Below are 16,656 nucleotides of genomic sequence, written 5' to 3'. Positions count from 1 at the left end.
TCTCACGGGGCACACGCCAGCAAAAGATGATGGATTCCTCATGATTCTGTGGCATGCTTTAGGCCTAACTTTTAGATCCGAAACTTTTTGGCACCTTTTGGCCGCACTCTATATAGACACCTAGTAGGAGCAGCACCACAGTGAGAACTGGCAACACCGACTTCATCACGCCCGCAACCCCGAGCGAGCGACTCATCGAGCGTTTGGACCGCGAGCCCTTTGCTCTTTCTTTCTCCGGGCAGGGCTATGCCTGGCTGCCCGGCCTGCGTGAGACGCTGGCTGGCGGCGTCGGCGCGCAGATGGCTCGGCACCTTGAGGATGCACAACAGATCCTCGAGCCGGTGGCTGCTGACATCGCCGCCCAGTTCCCGCACGGCTTTGAGCCTTTGCGGTGGGCCGAGGCCTCTGAAGATCCGAGTTTCGAGCTCACCGATGCAGCGATATCCACCCCTGGCATCCTCACCGCCCAGGTGGCTTTGCTCGAGTCGTTGCGCGCGCAGGGACTCGATTCTGCGGCTGCAGTGGCTTCTCTTGGCCACTCGCAGGGTGCGCTGGCTACCTACGTGGCACAGGGTGAGGCTGGTGCGGGCGAGGTCATTGCGCTGGCTCAGCTCATCGGCGCCGCCATCACTCGTACCGCCCGCATCCACGGCCTGGTGCGCACCGCTGCTGGTGCGCCGATGGCGGCCGTCAGCGGTGCAACCCGCCAGCAGCTGGAGGAGGCCGGTGCGACCATTGGCCTGTGCAATGGTCGCGATTCCTTCGTCATCGTCGGCACCCCAGAGGACAACGCTGCCGTGCGTCGCGGCTTAGAGCGTCTCGCCGCGGCCGATGCCAAGGCCATTGAGGCCAAGCTGCGCGGGGGCAAGGCCTTCGCGCCGCGCTTTAGTGATCTTGATGTGCAGGCCGCTTATCATCACCCGGCTATGGCTGAGGCTGTCGCACTCGTCGAGGACTGGGCACAGCGCGCAGGCCTCGACGCGGAGCTTTCCGCGCGAGGCGCTCGCGCGGTCCTCACGGACGTCGTTGACTGGCCGGAGGCCGTCACCACCGCCGTGGACGAGGGCGCACGCTGGATCCTGGAATGCGGCCCCACCGCAGGCGTGGAGCCGCTGACACGCAAGATCGTGGCCGGGCGCGGAGTGGGCACCCTGGTGGTTTCCACCGCGCAGGGCCAGGCCGCGCTTTTTGACGCCGGGCGGAGCCCGCAGTTGCCCGCTGACTGGTCCCAGTTGCGCCCGCGCCTGCACAACGGCCGCGTTTATAGCAAGTTCACTGATCTGACCGGCTACTCCCCGGTGATGTTGCCCGGCATGACCCCCTCCACCGTGGACCCGGAGATCGTCGCTGCGGCGGCCAACGCCGGATTCTGGGCGGAGCTCGCTGGTGGTGGCCAGACCACGAGCGCGATGCTTGATGAAAACCTGGCTCGCCTCGAGGAGCTGCTGGAGCCCGGAGTCAATGCGCAGTTCAACGCCATGTACCTGTCCGCCTCGCAGTGGCGCCGCCAGGTAGAAGGCCAGCGCGCCATCCCTAAGGCTCGCGCTAACGGCGCGCATATCAGCGGCATTATCGTCTCCGCGGGTATTCCGCCCTTCGACGAGGCCGTCGCGTTGCTCGAGCAGCTGCGCGCCGAGAACTTCCCCTGGATTGCTTTCAAACCTGGCACAGTCAAGCAAATCGATCAGGTCCTGCGGATTGCCGCTGCTGTGGACTTCGACATCATCATGCAGATCGAGGGCGGGCACGCCGGCGGGCACCACTCCTGGGAGGACTTGGACGAGCTGCTGATCGAGGCCTATGCCAAGATTCGCTCCCAAGACAACGTTGTCCTCGCCGTCGGCGGCGGCATCGGCACTCCGGATGTAGGCGCGGCCTACCTGACCGGTACGTGGGCGCAGAAGTACGGCCTGGCACCCATGCCTGTCGACGCCATTATGATCGGCACCGCCGCGATGGCCACCCTGGAATCCACCGCCTCGGAGTCAGTCAAGCAGGCTCTTGTCGACGCCCAGCCCGTTACGGAGAACCACGGATGGGCCGGCGCCGGATCCGCCCGCGGGGGAATCGCCTCCGGCCGCTCCCAGCTCGGCGCCGATATCCACGAGATTGATAATTCCTTCGCGCGCGCAGGCCGCCTCCTTGACGAGGTAGCAGGCGATGCGGAGGCCGTGGCGGCCCGGCGCGAGGAGATCATCGCGGCGATTGCCAAGACCGCCAAGCCTTACTTCGGCGATGTCGCCGAGATGACCTATGAGCAGTGGCTGGGCCGCTACCTCGAGCTCTCTTATCGCGGTCACTGGGTAGACATCTCCTGGGCTCAGCGGTTTGAGCGCATGGTAGAGCGCGCCGAGGCACGCCTGAGCCCGCAGGATCACGGGGAGTTCGCAGCCCGCATCGCCGTCGATGGCGAGCGTCCCTACAAGGCCGTGCGGGCCTTGGTCGCCGAGTACGGCGATGCTCCGCTCCACGTTGGTGATGTCTCCTGGTTCATCAAGCTGCTCGAGGAAAAGGGCAAGCCCGCGAACTTCGTCCCCGTCATCGACGCGGAGGTTCGTCGCTGGTGGCGCCAAGACTCGCTGTGGCAAGCCCACGATGAGCGCTACGCTGCCGACGAGGTCTGCATCATCCCCGGCACCACCGCGGTGGCCGGAATTACTCGCGCCAACGAGCCAGTCGCGCACCTGCTGGCCCGCTTTGAGGCCGCCACGGCAGAACGCCTGGAAGCAGAAACCCCGGATGCGGCCGCAGCTGCGCGTGCAGAATTAATTGAGATGTGCGAGGCCGCCTCCATCGATTGGGCCGGTCGCGCACAGGTCAACCCAGTGCGCCTAGTCATGCCCCGGATAGAGGTATCAGGAACAGGAAAGGATCTGCGTGCCCAGTGCCCGGAGACCGGAGCCTCCCTCGAGCGTGACGCGGAAGGCGGCTATGTGCTGCGCGCCCCGCTGCGCGGAGCCATTGCCGGCGCGAGCCTGCGCATTCGCCTCGAGGCCCCGCAGATTCCGGGTGCGAGCCCCACCGTGAGCGCACAGGATGCCCGCCAGGCCATGCGCGAGCTGGCACAGATTGCCGCAGGGGGCCAGTTGCCGCAGGTGGTAGACGGCACTGCGCAGTGGAAAGCACAGCTCTCGGTCGCTGATTGCGCCGATTATGAAAACGTCACCGCCGGCTATGGAAAGCTCTCAGGCCTCGCCCCCGACGTCCTCGTGGGTAAAGCCTGGCCGGCCGTCTTCGCCGTTATCGCCCATGCCCAAACGGAGCAGGGCGCGGACGTCGTCGAAGGCCTGCTCAACCTAGTGCACCTCGAGCATTCCGCGCAGCTTCACGCCGATCTTCCGCGTGAGGCGCAGCTGGAGATTAGTGCTCGCGGCACGAGCGTGCTCGACACCACCGTCGGACGCGTCGTCGAGGTCGAGGTGGAGATTTCCACCGCCGGAACCCTTCTTGCCACCCTGCGTGAGCGTTTTGCCATCCAGGGCCGTCGCGGAACCCAAGAGCTTGCCCCCGCCCCTGCCAAGGAGAGCGTGACCGACAAGCCGCGCAGCTTCCGCACCGAAGTAAACGTGGTCGCACCGGAGTCGATGCAGCCTTTCGCCGCCGTGACCGGGGACCGCAACCCCATCCACGTCTCCGCCGCCGCGGCGGCGCTGGCGGGACTTCCACACGGAGTCATTGTCCACGGCATGTGGACCTCGGCGCTGGCCCAACTGGCAGCCGGATTCGACGGTGCCTCCGTGGCCGAGTGGGAGGCAACGATGTTGGCCCCCGTTCTGCCGGGTGCACAGGTGGATTTTGTGGTTGAGCGCAGCGGCGTCGATAATCGCTCCGGGCTGGGTGAGGTCCGCACCGTGACCGCCTCGGTCGGGGATGTCCCCGTGCTGCAGGCCCAGGCCATCATGCGGGATAAGATCACCGCCTATGGCTTCCCGGGCCAGGGCATCCAGTCCCAGGGCATGGGCATGGATTCCTTCGCTTCGTCGCCTGCCGCACGTTCGGTGTGGGAGCGAGCAGATTCCCACACCAGGAGCCGGTTGGGTTTTTCCATCCTGGAAGTCGTGCGCGCGAATCCTGCCTCCGTCACCGTGGCCGGCGAGGAGTTCTCGCACCCGGATGGTGCACTCTTCCTGACGCAGTTCACGCAGGTGGCCATGGCCACGCTGGGCTGCGCGCAGATCGCGGAGATGCAGGAAGCCGGCGTCCTCGATAGCGGTGCCTACTTCGCCGGTCACTCGGTGGGCGAGTACAACGCACTTGCGGCCTATGCACAGGTCCTCTCCCTCGAGGCGGTCCTGGAGATTGTCTACGCCCGCGGGCTGACCATGCACCGCCTGGTTGAGCGCGACGAGCACGGCAATTCTAACTACGGACTGGCGGCGCTGCGCCCGAATAAGATCGGCATCAGCGCCGAGGAGGTCTTTGACTACGTCTCCGAAATCGGGGGTCGCTCCGGCGAGTTCCTCGAGATAGTCAACTACAACATCGCCGGCGTGCAGTACGCCGTGGCCGGCACTCGTGCGGGCCTAGCCGCCCTGCGAGAGGACGCCGAGTCCCGCGCGCCGGGCAAGCGCGCCTTCATCCAGATTCCTGGTATCGACGTTCCTTTCCACTCCTCCCGGCTTCTCGACGGCGTGCCCGCCTTCCGCGAGCACCTCGATTCCCTCATCCCCGCCGAGATCGACCTGGAAATCCTGCTCGGCCACTACATCCCGAACCTGGTGGCGCGTCCCTTCGGACTCGATAGCGAGTTCGTCGAATCCATTGCCCAGGTGGTCGATTCCGCAGCTATCAAGGAGATTCTGGCGGACTTCTCGGCCGCCGCGCAGGATTCAAATAAGCTCGGCCGCACCCTGCTTATCGAGCTTTTGGCCTGGCAGTTTGCCTCCCCGGTGCGCTGGATCGAAACCCAGGACCTCTTCCTGTGCTCCCCGGATGAAACCGCCGGTGCGGGCACGCCTGGGCTGGGTGTCGAGCGCTTTATCGAGATTGGCGTCGGTTCCGCACCGACCCTGGCGAATATGCTCGGCCAGACCTTGCGTCTGCCGCAGTACGCTGGTCACCCCATCGAGGTGCTCAACGTCGAGCGTGACCGTCCTACCGTCTTTGCTGAGGATGCCGTAGAGCGCCCTGAGCCTGCTGCCTCTGCAACAGAAGCTGCAGAAGTTACAGAGGCAACCTCTGCGGGGGCAACCTCTGCAGATGCTGCCACCCCCGCCGCGCCTGCTGCCCCCGCTCCTGCCCTCGCGGCGGCTCCGGCTGCTCCCACAGGCGGCGAGACTCCTGCTGACAAGGCGCTCAGCGTTGCTGACGCCGTTGAGATGCTCGTAGCCATCTGGACCAAGGTGCGCCCCGACCAGATTGGGCCCACCGATACCATCGAGCTGCTTGTCGAAGGCGTGTCCTCGCGCCGCAACCAGCTGCTGCTGGATCTGGGCGTGGAGTTTGGATTGGGCGCCATCGATGGCGCTGCCGATGCGCCTCTGGGTGATCTGCAGCAGACCGTGACCGGCATGGCCAAGGGCTATCGCGCCTTCGGTCCGGTGCTCGCGGATCAGGTTGCGGATTCGCTGCGTCGTCTGACCGGCCCAGCAGGTAAGAAGCCCTCCTACATCGCCGAGCGCGTCACCGGAACGTGGGGCTTGGGCGAAGGCTGGGTCGATCGCGTCACCGCAGAGCTGGTGCTGGGCACGCGCGAGGGCGCGTCCCTGCGCGGTGGCGAGCTGGCCACTTTGGGCACCGCGGCGCCGCACGTCAAGGAACTCGATGCTCTCATTGATGCCGCTGTGCAGGCGGCTGGCGCGCGCGCCCAGGTGTCCATCGCAATGCCTTCCACCGGCGCTGGTGCTGGCGGGGTAGTAGATTCCGCCGCGCTTGATGAGTTCTCCGCGCAGCTGACCGATTCCCTGGCCGAGACCGCCCGCACCCTGCTTAAGCGCCTTGGCATCAAGGCGCCCACCACGGAGTTCTCCACCGAGCCCGATGGGCTCGCCGATCTCGTCTCCCGCGAGCTGGGCTCCGATTGGCCGCGCCAGGTGGCCCCGGCCTTCGACGCGAACAAGGCCGTGCTTCTCGACGATCGCTGGGCATCCGCCCGCGAGGACCTCACCCGCCTCAAGCTGGGAGAGCTCTCCGAGCTCGATGTCTTCGGCGCTGGCGAGGAAGTCGCCCAGATGGCCGAGTACCTTGGCCTTGATGAGCAAGCCAGTGATGCCCGCCAGGATCCGGCGCAGCTGCCCTATAGCAGCGACGTTGCCGTGGTGACCGGCGGTTCCCCGCACTCGATTGCCGCCGCTGTTATCGCACAGCTGCTCTCGGAGGGCGCCACCGTCGTGGCCACCACCTCGCGCCTGGATCATGCCCGCCTGGAGTTCTACAAGGAGCTCTACCGTTCCCACGCTTGCGGCAACGCTGCGCTGTGGGTCGTTCCGGCCAACCTGAGTTCTTTCAGCGACGTCGATGCCCTCATCGAGTGGGTCGGCAACGAGCAGACCGCCACGGTGGGTGGAAAGTCTAAGCTGCTCAAGCCCGCCTTGGTTCCCACCTTGCTCTTCCCCTTCGCTGCACCGCGCGTGCAGGGAACGCTGGCTGATGCCGGCGCCCAGGCCGAGGCGCAGATGCGTCTGTTGCTGTGGTCCGTCGAGAAGCTCATCGCCGGCCTATCCCAGATCGGCGCGGATACCCACGTTGGCCAACGCCTGCACGTGGTCCTGCCTGGCTCGCCCAACCGTGGACGATTCGGCGGAGACGGCGCCTATGGCGAGTCCAAGGCTGCGCTCGACGCCCTGGTGACCCGCTGGCACGCCGAGCCGGTCTGGGGTGAGCGCACCTCGCTCGTGCACGCCCACATCGGGTGGGTGCGCGGCACCGGCCTGATGGGCGGCAACGATCCCATGGTCGAGCTCGTTGAGGCCAAGGGTGTTTCCACCTATTCTCCCGCCGAGATCGCTGTGCAGCTGGTGGACTCCGGCGCGCAGCACTCCGTACGCAAGAGCGCCGCACAGGCGCCAATTACCCTCGACTTCACCGGCGGCTTGGGCGAGGCAGATATCAACCTGCCGGAACTCGCCCGCGAGGCAGCGGCACGCAGCGGTGAAACCGCTCCTGCTAGTGAGGCCCCGCGCAGCGTGCGCGCGCTGCCGAGCATCCGCCGCCACATCGAGTGGACCAGCCCGGACTTTAGCGGGGTCACCCAGAACCTCGATGACATGGTCGTCATCGTCGGCGCGGGAGAGCTGGGCCCAGTGGGTTCCTCGCGTACCCGCTACGAGGTCGAGCTAAGCGGAGATCTCTCCGCTGCCGGCGTCATCGAATTGGCCTGGAGCACTGGGCTTATCGCCTGGGATGGCGGCTGGACAGTGACCGAGACCGGCGAGGAGATCTCCGAGGAAGACATCTACGAGCGCTTCCACGATGAGGTCATCGCCGGGGTAGGCGTGCGGCGCTACCACGACGACTTCGGCCCCAAGCGCCCCATGGTTGATAACCTCGCCCCCGAGCTGACCACCATCTACCTTGAGCGCGATATGACCTTCGCGGTATCGGACGAGGCCGCTGCCAAGTCCTTCGTGGAGGATGTCGAGGGTGCCAGCGCCTACTTCGACGGTGAGGAGTGGCAGGTCACCCGCCCGGCTGGTTCCGCGGTGCGCGTCCCGCGCCGCGTGGCCATGAGCCGCTTTGTGGGTGGCCAGATTCCGAAGGGCTTTGACCCTGCGGTCTATGGCATCCCGGCCGACATGATCGATAACCTCGACCGCGTGGCGCTGTGGAACCTGGTGTGCACGGTCGACGCCTTCCTCGCCGCCGGATTTAGCCCGGCGGAGCTCCTTTCGGAGGTTCACCCCTCCCGCGTCTCCTCGACCCAAGGAACCGGCATGGGCGGAATGCAGTCGCTGCGTTCCCTCTACGTCGACAAGCTTCTGGCTGAGCCACGCCCCAACGACATCCTGCAGGAATCCCTGCCCAACGTCGTTGCCGCGCACGTCATGCAGTCCTACGTCGGCGGGTACGGGCAGATGGTCCACCCGATCGCCGCCTGCGCCACGGCGGCCGTCTCCGTCGAGGAAGGCTTTGACAAGCTGCGTCTGCGCAAGGCCGATTTCGTCGTGGCTGGCGGTATTGATGATCTCTCCATCGAGGGCATCACCGGCTTCGGAGACATGGCCGCCACTGCGGACTCGCAGGAGCTGGAGGACAAGGGCATTGACCACAAGTTCTTCTCGCGCGCTAACGATAGGCGCCGCGCGGGCTTCATTGAGTCCGAGGGCGGCGGAACCATTTTGCTGGCCCGCGGTAGCCTCGCGCTCAAGCTCGGCCTGCCTGTGCTGGGTGTAGTGGCCTTCGCCGAATCCTTCGGTGATGGTGCGCATACCTCCATTCCAGCGCCTGGCTTGGGTGCCCTCTCCTCCGCACGCGGCGGCAAGGACTCGCGCCTGGCGCTTGCCTTGCGTGAGGTCGGTGTGAGCGCCGACGAGGTCTCCATCGTTTCCAAGCACGACACCTCGACCAACGCCAATGACCCCAACGAATCGGATCTGCACGAGCGCATCGCGGGTGCCATCGGGCGCAGTGCAGGCAATCCCTTCTATGTCATCTCACAGAAGAGCCTGACCGGGCACACCAAGGGCGGTGCGGCGATGTTCCAGATGATGGGGCTGACACAGGTGCTGCGCGAGGGAATCATTCCTCCCAACCGCGCGCTCGACTGCGTCGACCCAGTTCTGCGCAAGCATTCGCACCTGACCTGGTTGCGGCGCCCGCTTAATCTGCGTTCCGCCGCGCCCAAGGCCGGTCTGGTGACCTCGCTGGGCTTCGGCCACGTTTCCGCCCTGGTGGCCATCGTGCACCCCGGTGCCTTCCTGCAGGCGGTGCGCGCCGCCCACGGTGAGGAAGCGGCACAAGCCTGGGAGGACTCCGCGCAGCAGCGCGAGGACGCCGGCCTGCGGCGCCTTGACGATGCCATGCATGGCGGCGCAGCCCTCTATCAGCGTCCCGTGGACCGCAACCTCGGTGGCACGGGAGATGCGGTAAAGGAGCGCGAGGCGGCCATCTTACTCGATGGCACTGCGCGCTTGAAGAACGGCGTCCTTACCCCGGGCGCGGAGCTCTAAATATGTAAGTCGCAGCCGCACCGATTGAGGTGCGGCTGGCATAATCACGGCTATGAAGAAACTCGCCGTGGGAACCGACATCGTGTGCATACCGGAATTTGCCGCGCAGCTAGCGCAACCCGGCTCCCGCTTCGAGGCGGTGTTTAGCCCCGCGGAGCTGCGTGTGGCTGCCGGCAAGGGTGCACGCCGCGCCGAGCACCTCGCCGGGCGCTGGGCCGCCAAGGAGTCCTTCATCAAGGCCTGGTCCCAGGCAATCTACGGGCGCCCGCCGGTGATTGCTCAAGAGCGCGTCATCTGGAGTGAGGTGGAGATCCGCCCCGACGCTTGGGGGAGGGTGGACATCGCCACTTCAGGCAATGTGCGCGAGCAGGTTGCAGCCACTTTGGGCGAGGTGGAAACCAGCCTGAGCATTAGCCATGACGGGGATTACGCCACGGCGACGACGATCTTAAGCTGGGGCTAGCCGGTGGCCACCGCAAAGAGGTAGGCCACGAGCATGCGCTTAATCTCCATGACTGTGGAGTCGAAAGACTCCAAGTTTTCCGATGCCGCATAGTTGAGCATGGAGACCACCGTGTGTACGAGGAACCCGCCAAGGTTCACCCGCTGCTCGTAGTCCATCTGCGGGGCGAGAGGCTCTAGGATGCTGGCCAGTGGCTGCAGGAGTTGTAGCTCGGTATCTGCGGCCGTGGCGCGCGTGGCTGGGGTGGATTGCACGGCGTGCCAGACCGCGCGGCGGGAGGGATCCTCCCGCCACATGCGTGCCAGGTGGTCAATGAATTCATCGAGGAAGTCCGGCCATTGCAGCGCCGGAACATGCTCCGAGAAGCGCTCAATCTCACTGAGGTTCTCCGCCGTGTCTTGGCGGTCGAGCTCGCAGATCAGCACGTACTTATTGGCAAAGAATTGGTACAGAGTCCCGATGGGGACCTCGGCGCGGCGGGAGACCTCATCGAAGGTGAAGGACTCGAAACCGGTGTCTACGAGCACGCTACGCGCGGCCTTGAGGATCCTATTGAACCTCTCGCGGCTGCGCGCTTGGGCTGGCCGCCGGCGGGGGACCAGCAGTTCCGGCGTGGAAGTGGTGCTCGTTTCACTCACGGTCTAGGCGAGGCCTTTCATAACGCGGGCGACATGTCCGGTGGCCTTGACGTTGTACAAGGCCTGTCCAATGGTGCCATCCGGCTCGACCAGGAAAGTAGAGCGGATGACGCCCTGGACTACCTTGCCGTAGTTCTTCTTCTCCCCGAAGGCCCCGTAGGCGGACAAGACAGTCTTGTCAGGATCCGACAAGAGCGGGAAATTAAGCTCGTGCTCGGCGCGGAACTTGGCAATTGCCTCCGGCTTATCGGGCGAGATGCCAACGACGGCGATATCGAGCGAGTTGAGCTGCTCGAGGGAATCCCTAAAGTCACAGGCTTCCTTGGTGCAGCCGGGAGTATTGGCTCGCGGATAGAAGTAGACGAGGACGCGCTTGCCGGCGTAGTCCGATAGAGAGACGGTATGCCCGGCATCATCGGGCAAAGAAAACGCGGGGGCGGTATCTCCAACTTCTAAACGCTTAGCTTCAGTCATAGGGACAACAATACATTGCCTGGCCTTAGCCCAGGCGAACTTAGCCACTGGCCAGCTTGCTTGCCCCTCACCGACCCTGCGGGGGATTCACGCTGTAGACTGTGTGGTCGAGAAGAGAACCTAAGTAGAACTCAGGAGACAATCGTGGCACGCAACATTGACGATATTCAGCGCGATATTGAACGCACCCGCCGTCAGCTAGCTGGAACCTTGGACGAACTCGCGGATCGGAGCAAGCCACAGAACCTAGTCGGTGACGCCAAGACTGCTGCAGCCAACAAGCTGCAGCAGCGCAACGTGCAGTACGTCATCGCCGGCGTCAGCGCCGTAGTCATCGGGCTCATCGCTCTGGGCGTGACCCGCTCGCGCCGCCGCTCCAGCGATCTCAAGGAACTGCAGCGTCTTCTCGCCGAGCGCAACTAATAGGCAACTAACAGCCCTATCTCGTTACTGCTGCGCGGTGATACGGGCGTAGTCCTCTTGGATCAGAAAGCCCGCCACCGCCGGCCCAGTGGTGGCGCCGGCGCCGATGGATTGCGGCACGTTGGTCATGGGGTTGACCACGTTGCCCACCGCCCAGATTCGGGGGTGGCTCGTTTTCCCAGTCGCATCGACTTGGAGGAAAGAGCCTAGGCCGAAGGGAAGATCTTCCCTTTCAAGGTCAAGGCCCGCCAAGAATCCATCATGTGGGGTTAACGTCCCCATGGTGAAAATCGCGTCGATCTCGATTTCTTGGCCATCTTCAGTGCGCACCGCACTGATGGCGGGCTCCTGGCCCAAGACTGCGTTGACCTTAGAATCAATCACCGCGATGCCTCGCGCTCGCAGCCTGTGCAACGCAGCCTCATCGAGCGGGCCTGCACCGAAGGCGAAGAAGTTCACCTGGTTGCTCCACTGCCGCAGCATCTCTACTTGATGGAGTGAAACAGGGGAGGTGGCAAGGACACCTATGCGTTGCTCCGCAACCTCCCATCCGTCGCAGAAGGGGCAATGGAATACGCTCTTGCCCCAGCGCTCGGCGAAACCGGGCACCGCGGGCAACGTGTCCTTGACGCCGCTGGCGACGATAAGCGTGCGGGCGCGGAAGCTGTGCCCTGAAGCTAGCTTCACCTCGATGCCCGCATCGCTCTCACCGACTGTGCCAGCCAGGGAAGCTATCTCTGTGACGTCGATTGCACTCCCGCTTAAGAATTCGACGCCATAGGAAGCAAGTTCCTTTCGGCCCTGCTGGACAAAATCCAGGGGCGGCTTACCGTCATTGCCGAGCACGCCATGCATATGAGCGGCGAAGCGATTGCGTGGTGCCCCCGAATCAATGACAAGGACTCTGCGCCGTGATCTGGCGACAAGGAGTGCTGCGGAAAGCCCGGCCACTCCGCCGCCAACGACAATGGTGTCCCAGGGATCTGTCTTAGTTCTTGGTTGTGTACTCATGAACGAAGATTCTCGGTACTCTTGGCTAGGATAGCAAGACCCTTTGCTAAAACGGCAAGTAAAGGTTTGGGGCAAGAAGGCAATAGAGGCGGCAATGAGGCAAGGCAACATCAACCAAGAGTTGGCCGGGATTGGCCCTCGCCTGCGCATAGCGCGCCGAGATCGGAACTTGACCTTGGAGGAACTCGCGGGCGCTGCAGGAATCTCCGCGAGCACTCTTTCACGCCTAGAATCCGGCAAAAGGCAGGCCAACCTCGAGCTGCTCGTCCCGCTAATCCGGCAGCTGGGGATCCGTCTCGATGATCTCTTTCCTCACGAAGTCCGCGATCCCCGGGTTCGCCGCTCCTCCATTCGCCGTGGCGGGCTAGTTATTACTCCCTTGGCGCCGGATTCTTCCCCCGTTCGTACGTTCAAGATTGACTACCCACGAGCTAAGCGGCGTCCCGCAAAACGCGTTCACACGGGCTACGAGTGGATCTACGTCCTCAACGGAAGCATTCTGCTGCAGCTCGGCGATCGCGATCTCATTCTGGGGCCAGGCGAAGCCGCGGAGTTCGACACCCGCGAGCCTCATGCCATTTCGGCCACGCAGGAGGGACCTGCACAAGTCTTAAGCATCTTCAACGCCGAGGGAGTCCGGATGCATACTCATGGCGCGGGCGACGTCGAATGACGCCGCCGAGAACGCCTTGATGCCCCGTGCGGTGGGTTCGCCCGCACGGGTATCGCCCACCCGTGCAATCCAGCCGTTGGCAAAGAAGGCTGAACACAGCGCGTTCCCGAGCTCTCCTCCCATGTGAGGCAGGCGTTGGGAGGTGTCAATGCAGGGGCGCGCCGTCAGGGACTGCGCAGCGGCCACGCCCCATCGCTCCATGAGCAGGGCGCCTCGAGGCGTAACTCGGAAGTCCGCGTCGGTATAGCCTTGCGCAACGAGCCACTGCGCCAGATCTACCCCTAACCTGCCCGCCAAGTGCTTGTAGCAGGTCCGCGCAGCAGTGAAGCGTTGCGTGTGGCGAGAAGCGTTGAGGCTGTGCGGGGTATCGAAGTGGGCCGCAGAGAGTGCGCCCAACCTTTCGATGAGATCTCCTACTGCGGGGCCGGAGATCGTGACATAGCGGTGCCTTCCCTGCCTGTACTCGCGGGCTATGCCTGCCTCCACCAAAACTGTGACATGCTCGCTAGCAGTGGAGCGTGCAATGTGCGCATACGCGGCCAACTTGCCCACGGTCCAAGAGGTGCCGCTCATAAGCGCAGAACAAAGTGCCGACCGTGCGCTATTGGCAAAGACGGCGGCCAGCCGGGAAATATCCGGAGTTGGTTCGAGTAGCTGCTTGTCGTGCATGAATCCAAATCTATCGCCGCGATAGTTCGGGACAGTGCGAACAGTTGTGCGTGGATACTTCTGACTGGGAAGCGGGAATTCCTGTCCTCCGTTTCTTTAGGTTCCTCAGTCAAGGAGTGAGCACGAGCTCAAGCAGAAGCTGCCAGCTGTCGGTGGCGGTCATCATCGTTGGATACTTCGTCGTTATGCTCGATGCGACCATAGTCAATGTGTCACTTGCCGATATCGGAAGAGACATGGGGGCGTCGGTGAATCTACTGCAATGGGTGGTTAATGCCTACACGCTGGTATTTGCGGCCCTGCTCTTGGGCGGCGGCACTGCTTGTGACCGCTTCGGCGCTAAACGTGTCTATCTCATCGGATTGGCCGTATTCGCTTGCGGCTCGATGGCTTGTGCCTTGAGCGGGACAGTGGCACAGCTTATTGTCTCGAGAGCTCTGCAGGGCATAGGGGCCGCTGGTATTGTCCCCAGCTCCCTAGCTCTTATCCCCGCGGTGATAAGTGAGCGCCGACAACAGACCCGCATCATCGGCCTCTGGGGAGGGGCAGGCGGTGCGGCCGCAGCGCTCGGACCTGTGCTCGGCGGAGCCCTAGTATCAGGGAGCGGGTGCGTGCCGCATTTTGGATAAGCATCCCACTTATTGCGATAGTCATCTTCCTTGGCCAATGGGTCTTGGCTCTGAGCCGAGCCGAGAAAGACAGCCCGCCTGGATCTTCTAGGATTGTCGCTCTCCGTCGTGGGGCTAGCGCTAGTGGCTTATGTGATCATCAATATGCACAGCTCCGAGCTTTCTCCCGCTGCACAGGCAATCCTTGTTGTGGCTGCCGTTTCAATCGTTGCACTGTTTCTATTTGTTGAGACCAAAGCGCGCATGCCCATGCTTCCCATAAAACTATTTAGTTCCTCTAAGTTCGCGGTAGCATGCGCGGTGGGTCTCATTCTTAACTTCAGCTTCTTCGGCCAGCTTTTTGCGCTGTCCTTATTCTTCCAGAACTATCTTGGATTTGAAGCGTGGAAGGCTGGCCTAGCGCTAGCGCCCCAAGCGTGCAGCGCTATCGTGGCCGCTCCTCTCGGCGGACGTTACTCAGCACGGATAGGGGAGGTGAGGGTCATTGTCATGGGTCTTGTGGCAGGTGCCATTGGTTTTGCCGGACTCGCATTCTTCCAACCCTCGACGCCCTACATCCTCATAGCCTTGAGCACCTTCTTGGGCGGGTTCGGAATGGCCTTCGCCATGCCGGCAGCCACATCAATGGCCGTGCATGCCGCACCTGCTGACTATGCGGGCAGCGCCTCAGGCGTAGTAAATTGCCTGCGGCAGATCGGAAGCCTACTTGGCGTGGCTCTCTTGGGGTCCCTCGTTGCCGGCGATGAGTTTCTGCACGGCTTCCATAGAGTTTGTTTAGGTGCCAGTGTGGCTTTTGCAACTGCAATTGGGCTATGCGCTGTGGTCGCGCTGTTCAAGCACTGAAACCCGCGATGGTGGAGTCGTTCCGGAATCCTCAAAGATCTTCATTCACGTTGCATAGACCAGACTGGGGGACCACTGGGTATCTGCGTCAACGAATAGACTTGGAACTCGAGCTTTTCATAGAGTCTGACATTCCTGGGATCTGACGTCTCGAGGTGTACAGGAATGCGAGAGTTCACTTGAGAATCAAGAGAATCTATCAAATACTCGATAATTCCTGCACCGAGTCCTCGCCCTTGGTATTCAGGTCTGACACCGACAGTTGACAACTCCCAGCTATTGGAAACAGCAGCTTGCGGAAGTTCGACGACTAAATCACTTGCTTGGGAGCTCCCCAAGAGCGATGTCAAGCGCTTCCACGTCTGAGAATCTACTTTCGATTCGGCGTTAGGCGCATTGGCAGCGAGTGCTGCCGAATGATTGTCATTGGTGACAACTATCCCGTAGGGTAGGGCGATTTCCCTAAGACAAAGCTCCTGTATTTGCGCAAGCCTCGACTGATGATTATCTGGCGCAACTGTCCAATTAGTCCATGGGTAGTCGCGGAAAGCTTCGCTTAAGGTTTCAGATAAAGGCTCTATATCTTCCTCAGTCGCCACTCTGAATTTCTGCATGGAAGCAGGCTATCAAAACTGACAATTGATGAAGCGGGGACCTTGTAGATTTGATGGCCCAGCTTCCGCGACGTCGTCGCGACATGCCAAGTAATAAAGCGCCTTAATCCGCATTATCTCGCCTTAACACCAGAGCTCACAACCCTGCCCAGCTGCAAATAGCAAGGTGCACGAGAGGATGAAAGTGCGCATAGAAAACTCCCCAAAATTTGGTGTCTTGTTACTCAGTCCAACTTTCAGGGAGAAGTTCACTCGAACCCAGTGGGGCTCTTTTCGACTAAGTAGTGAGAAGTGCTGCTGGGGGGCGTGTTTTAACGGAGGCTGCGTGCGTAGCAGAGAGAAACCTGTGATCCGATGTAGTCGCCGAAGAGCGGTATGGGTGTGTAGCCGTGCTTCTCGTAGAAGCGTGAGCCATCGGGTTGGATCGTTCCGGTTTCTAGAACTAGCTTTTTAGCGCCATGAGCAGCAGCATGAGATTCGAGTGCATTTAGGATTGCTGCAGCAGCACCATTTCCGCGCGCTTTTGGATCGGCGTACATGCGCTTGATTTCCGCTACTCCCGGTCCGAGCGAGTTCTCGTCGACCATGCGTAGTCCGCCGCAGGCCATATCCTCGCCGGATGCATCTCGTGCAACGAAGAAGGCAAAAACGTCTGCCGCCGAGGGGTGGATCCCGGGCTCGTGGTCGTCGTTGCCGTACCTGGCGTCGAGTTCCGCTCGCTGCTGCTCCCGCAGACGTTTAGCGCCAGGATGGTCCCAGGTCACTTGCTCAACTAGCCAGTTTGTCATCGCCTTGCCCTTTGATGGTTGTCCGTTTTGAGCGGAATGCTACCATGCGCGATGTCGCAGCTTGAGGAGATTGAGTCCGGTGCAGTTACGGTTAGAGACCCCGTAGGATTCAATACCTGCTGGGGCCTTTTCGTTGTTTTAGGGCACGACACTTTGATGACATGCGCGGCAGTAAACCGGCTCTTCTGGTTTTAGGGTGCAATGATTTTGATTCCGCATGGGCTCAATCCTTCAGGATAGGCCGGATGGCTTTGCTACCGCACTGCCGAGTTCTGGTTAGGCGGCCCGGCTGTGGATAACTGCGTCCGGCGCGGGCGGGTTATC

At 62.5% G+C, this 16,656-nt stretch carries 12 protein-coding genes; 6 read left to right on the top strand and 6 right to left on the bottom strand.

Features of this window, described 5'->3' with window-relative positions; all coding sequences use genetic code 11:
* The first annotated feature begins 140 nt into the window (after positions 1-140).
* Complete coding sequence (locus B2696_RS10875) at positions 141-9,107, top strand: type I polyketide synthase (RefSeq protein ID WP_286955382.1); 8,967 nt, start codon at positions 141-143, stop codon at positions 9,105-9,107.
* Positions 9,108-9,159: 52 nt separating this feature from the next.
* Entirely contained in the window at positions 9,160-9,570 is a 411-nt protein-coding gene (locus tag B2696_RS10870; protein WP_286955380.1) for a holo-ACP synthase, read from the top strand.
* Here the strand turns inward: B2696_RS10870 and B2696_RS10865 are convergent.
* Both B2696_RS10865 and bcp read right to left on the bottom strand, forming a co-directional pair.
* Positions 9,567-10,208: a TetR family transcriptional regulator gene (locus B2696_RS10865; RefSeq protein WP_075730408.1), complete on the bottom strand. Its 642-nt coding sequence runs from the start codon at positions 10,206-10,208 to the stop codon at positions 9,567-9,569. The genes B2696_RS10870 and B2696_RS10865 overlap by 4 nt on opposite strands.
* 3 nt (positions 10,209-10,211) lie before the next feature.
* Positions 10,212-10,682 (bottom strand): thioredoxin-dependent thiol peroxidase, encoded by a 471-nt coding sequence (bcp, locus tag B2696_RS10860; protein WP_075730407.1) that lies wholly within the window; start codon positions 10,680-10,682, stop codon positions 10,212-10,214.
* Between the two features lie 144 nt (positions 10,683-10,826).
* Between bcp and B2696_RS10855 the strand changes: the two genes are divergently transcribed.
* The gene (locus tag B2696_RS10855) at positions 10,827-11,105 is read left to right on the top strand and encodes a DUF3618 domain-containing protein (protein WP_075730406.1); all 279 of its coding nucleotides are present in this window, start codon (positions 10,827-10,829) and stop codon (positions 11,103-11,105) included.
* Positions 11,106-11,129: 24 nt separating this feature from the next.
* Here the strand turns inward: B2696_RS10855 and B2696_RS10850 are convergent, their stop codons facing one another.
* Positions 11,130-12,116 (bottom strand): NAD(P)/FAD-dependent oxidoreductase, encoded by a 987-nt coding sequence (locus B2696_RS10850; RefSeq protein ID WP_286955377.1) that lies wholly within the window; start codon positions 12,114-12,116, stop codon positions 11,130-11,132.
* Positions 12,117-12,210: 94 nt separating this feature from the next.
* On the opposite strand from B2696_RS10850, the gene B2696_RS10845 reads away from it, so the two are divergent.
* Positions 12,211-12,789: a helix-turn-helix domain-containing protein gene (locus B2696_RS10845; protein WP_286955375.1), complete on the top strand. Its 579-nt coding sequence runs from the start codon at positions 12,211-12,213 to the stop codon at positions 12,787-12,789.
* On the opposite strand, the gene B2696_RS10840 is transcribed toward B2696_RS10845, so the two are convergent.
* Positions 12,727-13,458: an ArsR/SmtB family transcription factor gene (locus B2696_RS10840; protein WP_286955374.1), complete on the bottom strand. Its 732-nt coding sequence runs from the start codon at positions 13,456-13,458 to the stop codon at positions 12,727-12,729. The two genes, B2696_RS10845 and B2696_RS10840, sit on opposite strands and share 63 nt — an antisense overlap.
* 116 nt (positions 13,459-13,574) lie before the next feature.
* Between B2696_RS10840 and B2696_RS10835 the strand changes: the two genes are divergently transcribed.
* Both B2696_RS10835 and B2696_RS10830 read left to right on the top strand, forming a co-directional pair.
* Positions 13,575-14,087 carry an MFS transporter gene (locus tag B2696_RS10835; protein ID WP_286955373.1) on the top strand — a complete coding sequence of 171 codons (513 nt, stop codon included), beginning with the start codon at positions 13,575-13,577 and terminating at the stop codon, positions 14,085-14,087.
* 123 nt (positions 14,088-14,210) lie between these two features.
* Entirely contained in the window at positions 14,211-14,930 is a 720-nt protein-coding gene (locus tag B2696_RS10830; protein WP_286955371.1) for an MFS transporter, read from the top strand.
* A 41-nt stretch (positions 14,931-14,971) separates the two neighbouring features.
* On the opposite strand, the gene B2696_RS10825 is transcribed toward B2696_RS10830, so the two are convergent.
* Together B2696_RS10825 and B2696_RS10820 are read right to left on the bottom strand one after the other, a co-directional pair.
* A complete protein-coding gene (locus tag B2696_RS10825) occupies positions 14,972-15,544 on the bottom strand; it encodes a GNAT family N-acetyltransferase (RefSeq protein WP_276623011.1) in 573 nt (190 codons plus the stop codon).
* Between the two features lie 311 nt (positions 15,545-15,855).
* Entirely contained in the window at positions 15,856-16,332 is a 477-nt protein-coding gene (locus B2696_RS10820; protein ID WP_286955369.1) for a GNAT family N-acetyltransferase, read from the bottom strand.
* Between the last annotated feature and the right edge of the window lie 324 nt (positions 16,333-16,656).

Origin of the sequence: Corynebacterium sp. UBA4397 (genome assembly GCF_002390965.1) — a bacterium.
GTDB lineage: Bacteria > Actinomycetota > Actinomycetes > Mycobacteriales > Mycobacteriaceae > Corynebacterium > Corynebacterium flavescens.
The sequence above is the reverse complement of the archived record's forward strand: the minus strand, read 5'-3'. Positions and strand labels throughout refer to the sequence as shown.

Bases quoted from the DNA above. Each gene is read 5' to 3' on its own strand.
- B2696_RS10870 (WP_286955380.1), top strand. From the start codon at position 9,160: ATGAAGAAACTCGCCGTGGGAACCGACATCGTGTGCATACCGGAATTT.
- bcp (WP_075730407.1), bottom strand. From the start codon at position 10,682: ATGACTGAAGCTAAGCGTTTAGAAGTTGGAGATACCGCCCCCGCGTTT.
- B2696_RS10850 (WP_286955377.1), bottom strand. From the start codon at position 12,116: ATGAGTACACAACCAAGAACTAAGACAGATCCCTGGGACACCATTGTC.
- B2696_RS10845 (WP_286955375.1), top strand. From the start codon at position 12,211: ATGAGGCAAGGCAACATCAACCAAGAGTTGGCCGGGATTGGCCCTCGC.
- B2696_RS10840 (WP_286955374.1), bottom strand. From the start codon at position 13,458: ATGCACGACAAGCAGCTACTCGAACCAACTCCGGATATTTCCCGGCTG.
- B2696_RS10825 (WP_276623011.1), bottom strand. From the start codon at position 15,544: ATGCAGAAATTCAGAGTGGCGACTGAGGAAGATATAGAGCCTTTATCT.
- B2696_RS10820 (WP_286955369.1), bottom strand. From the start codon at position 16,332: ATGACAAACTGGCTAGTTGAGCAAGTGACCTGGGACCATCCTGGCGCT.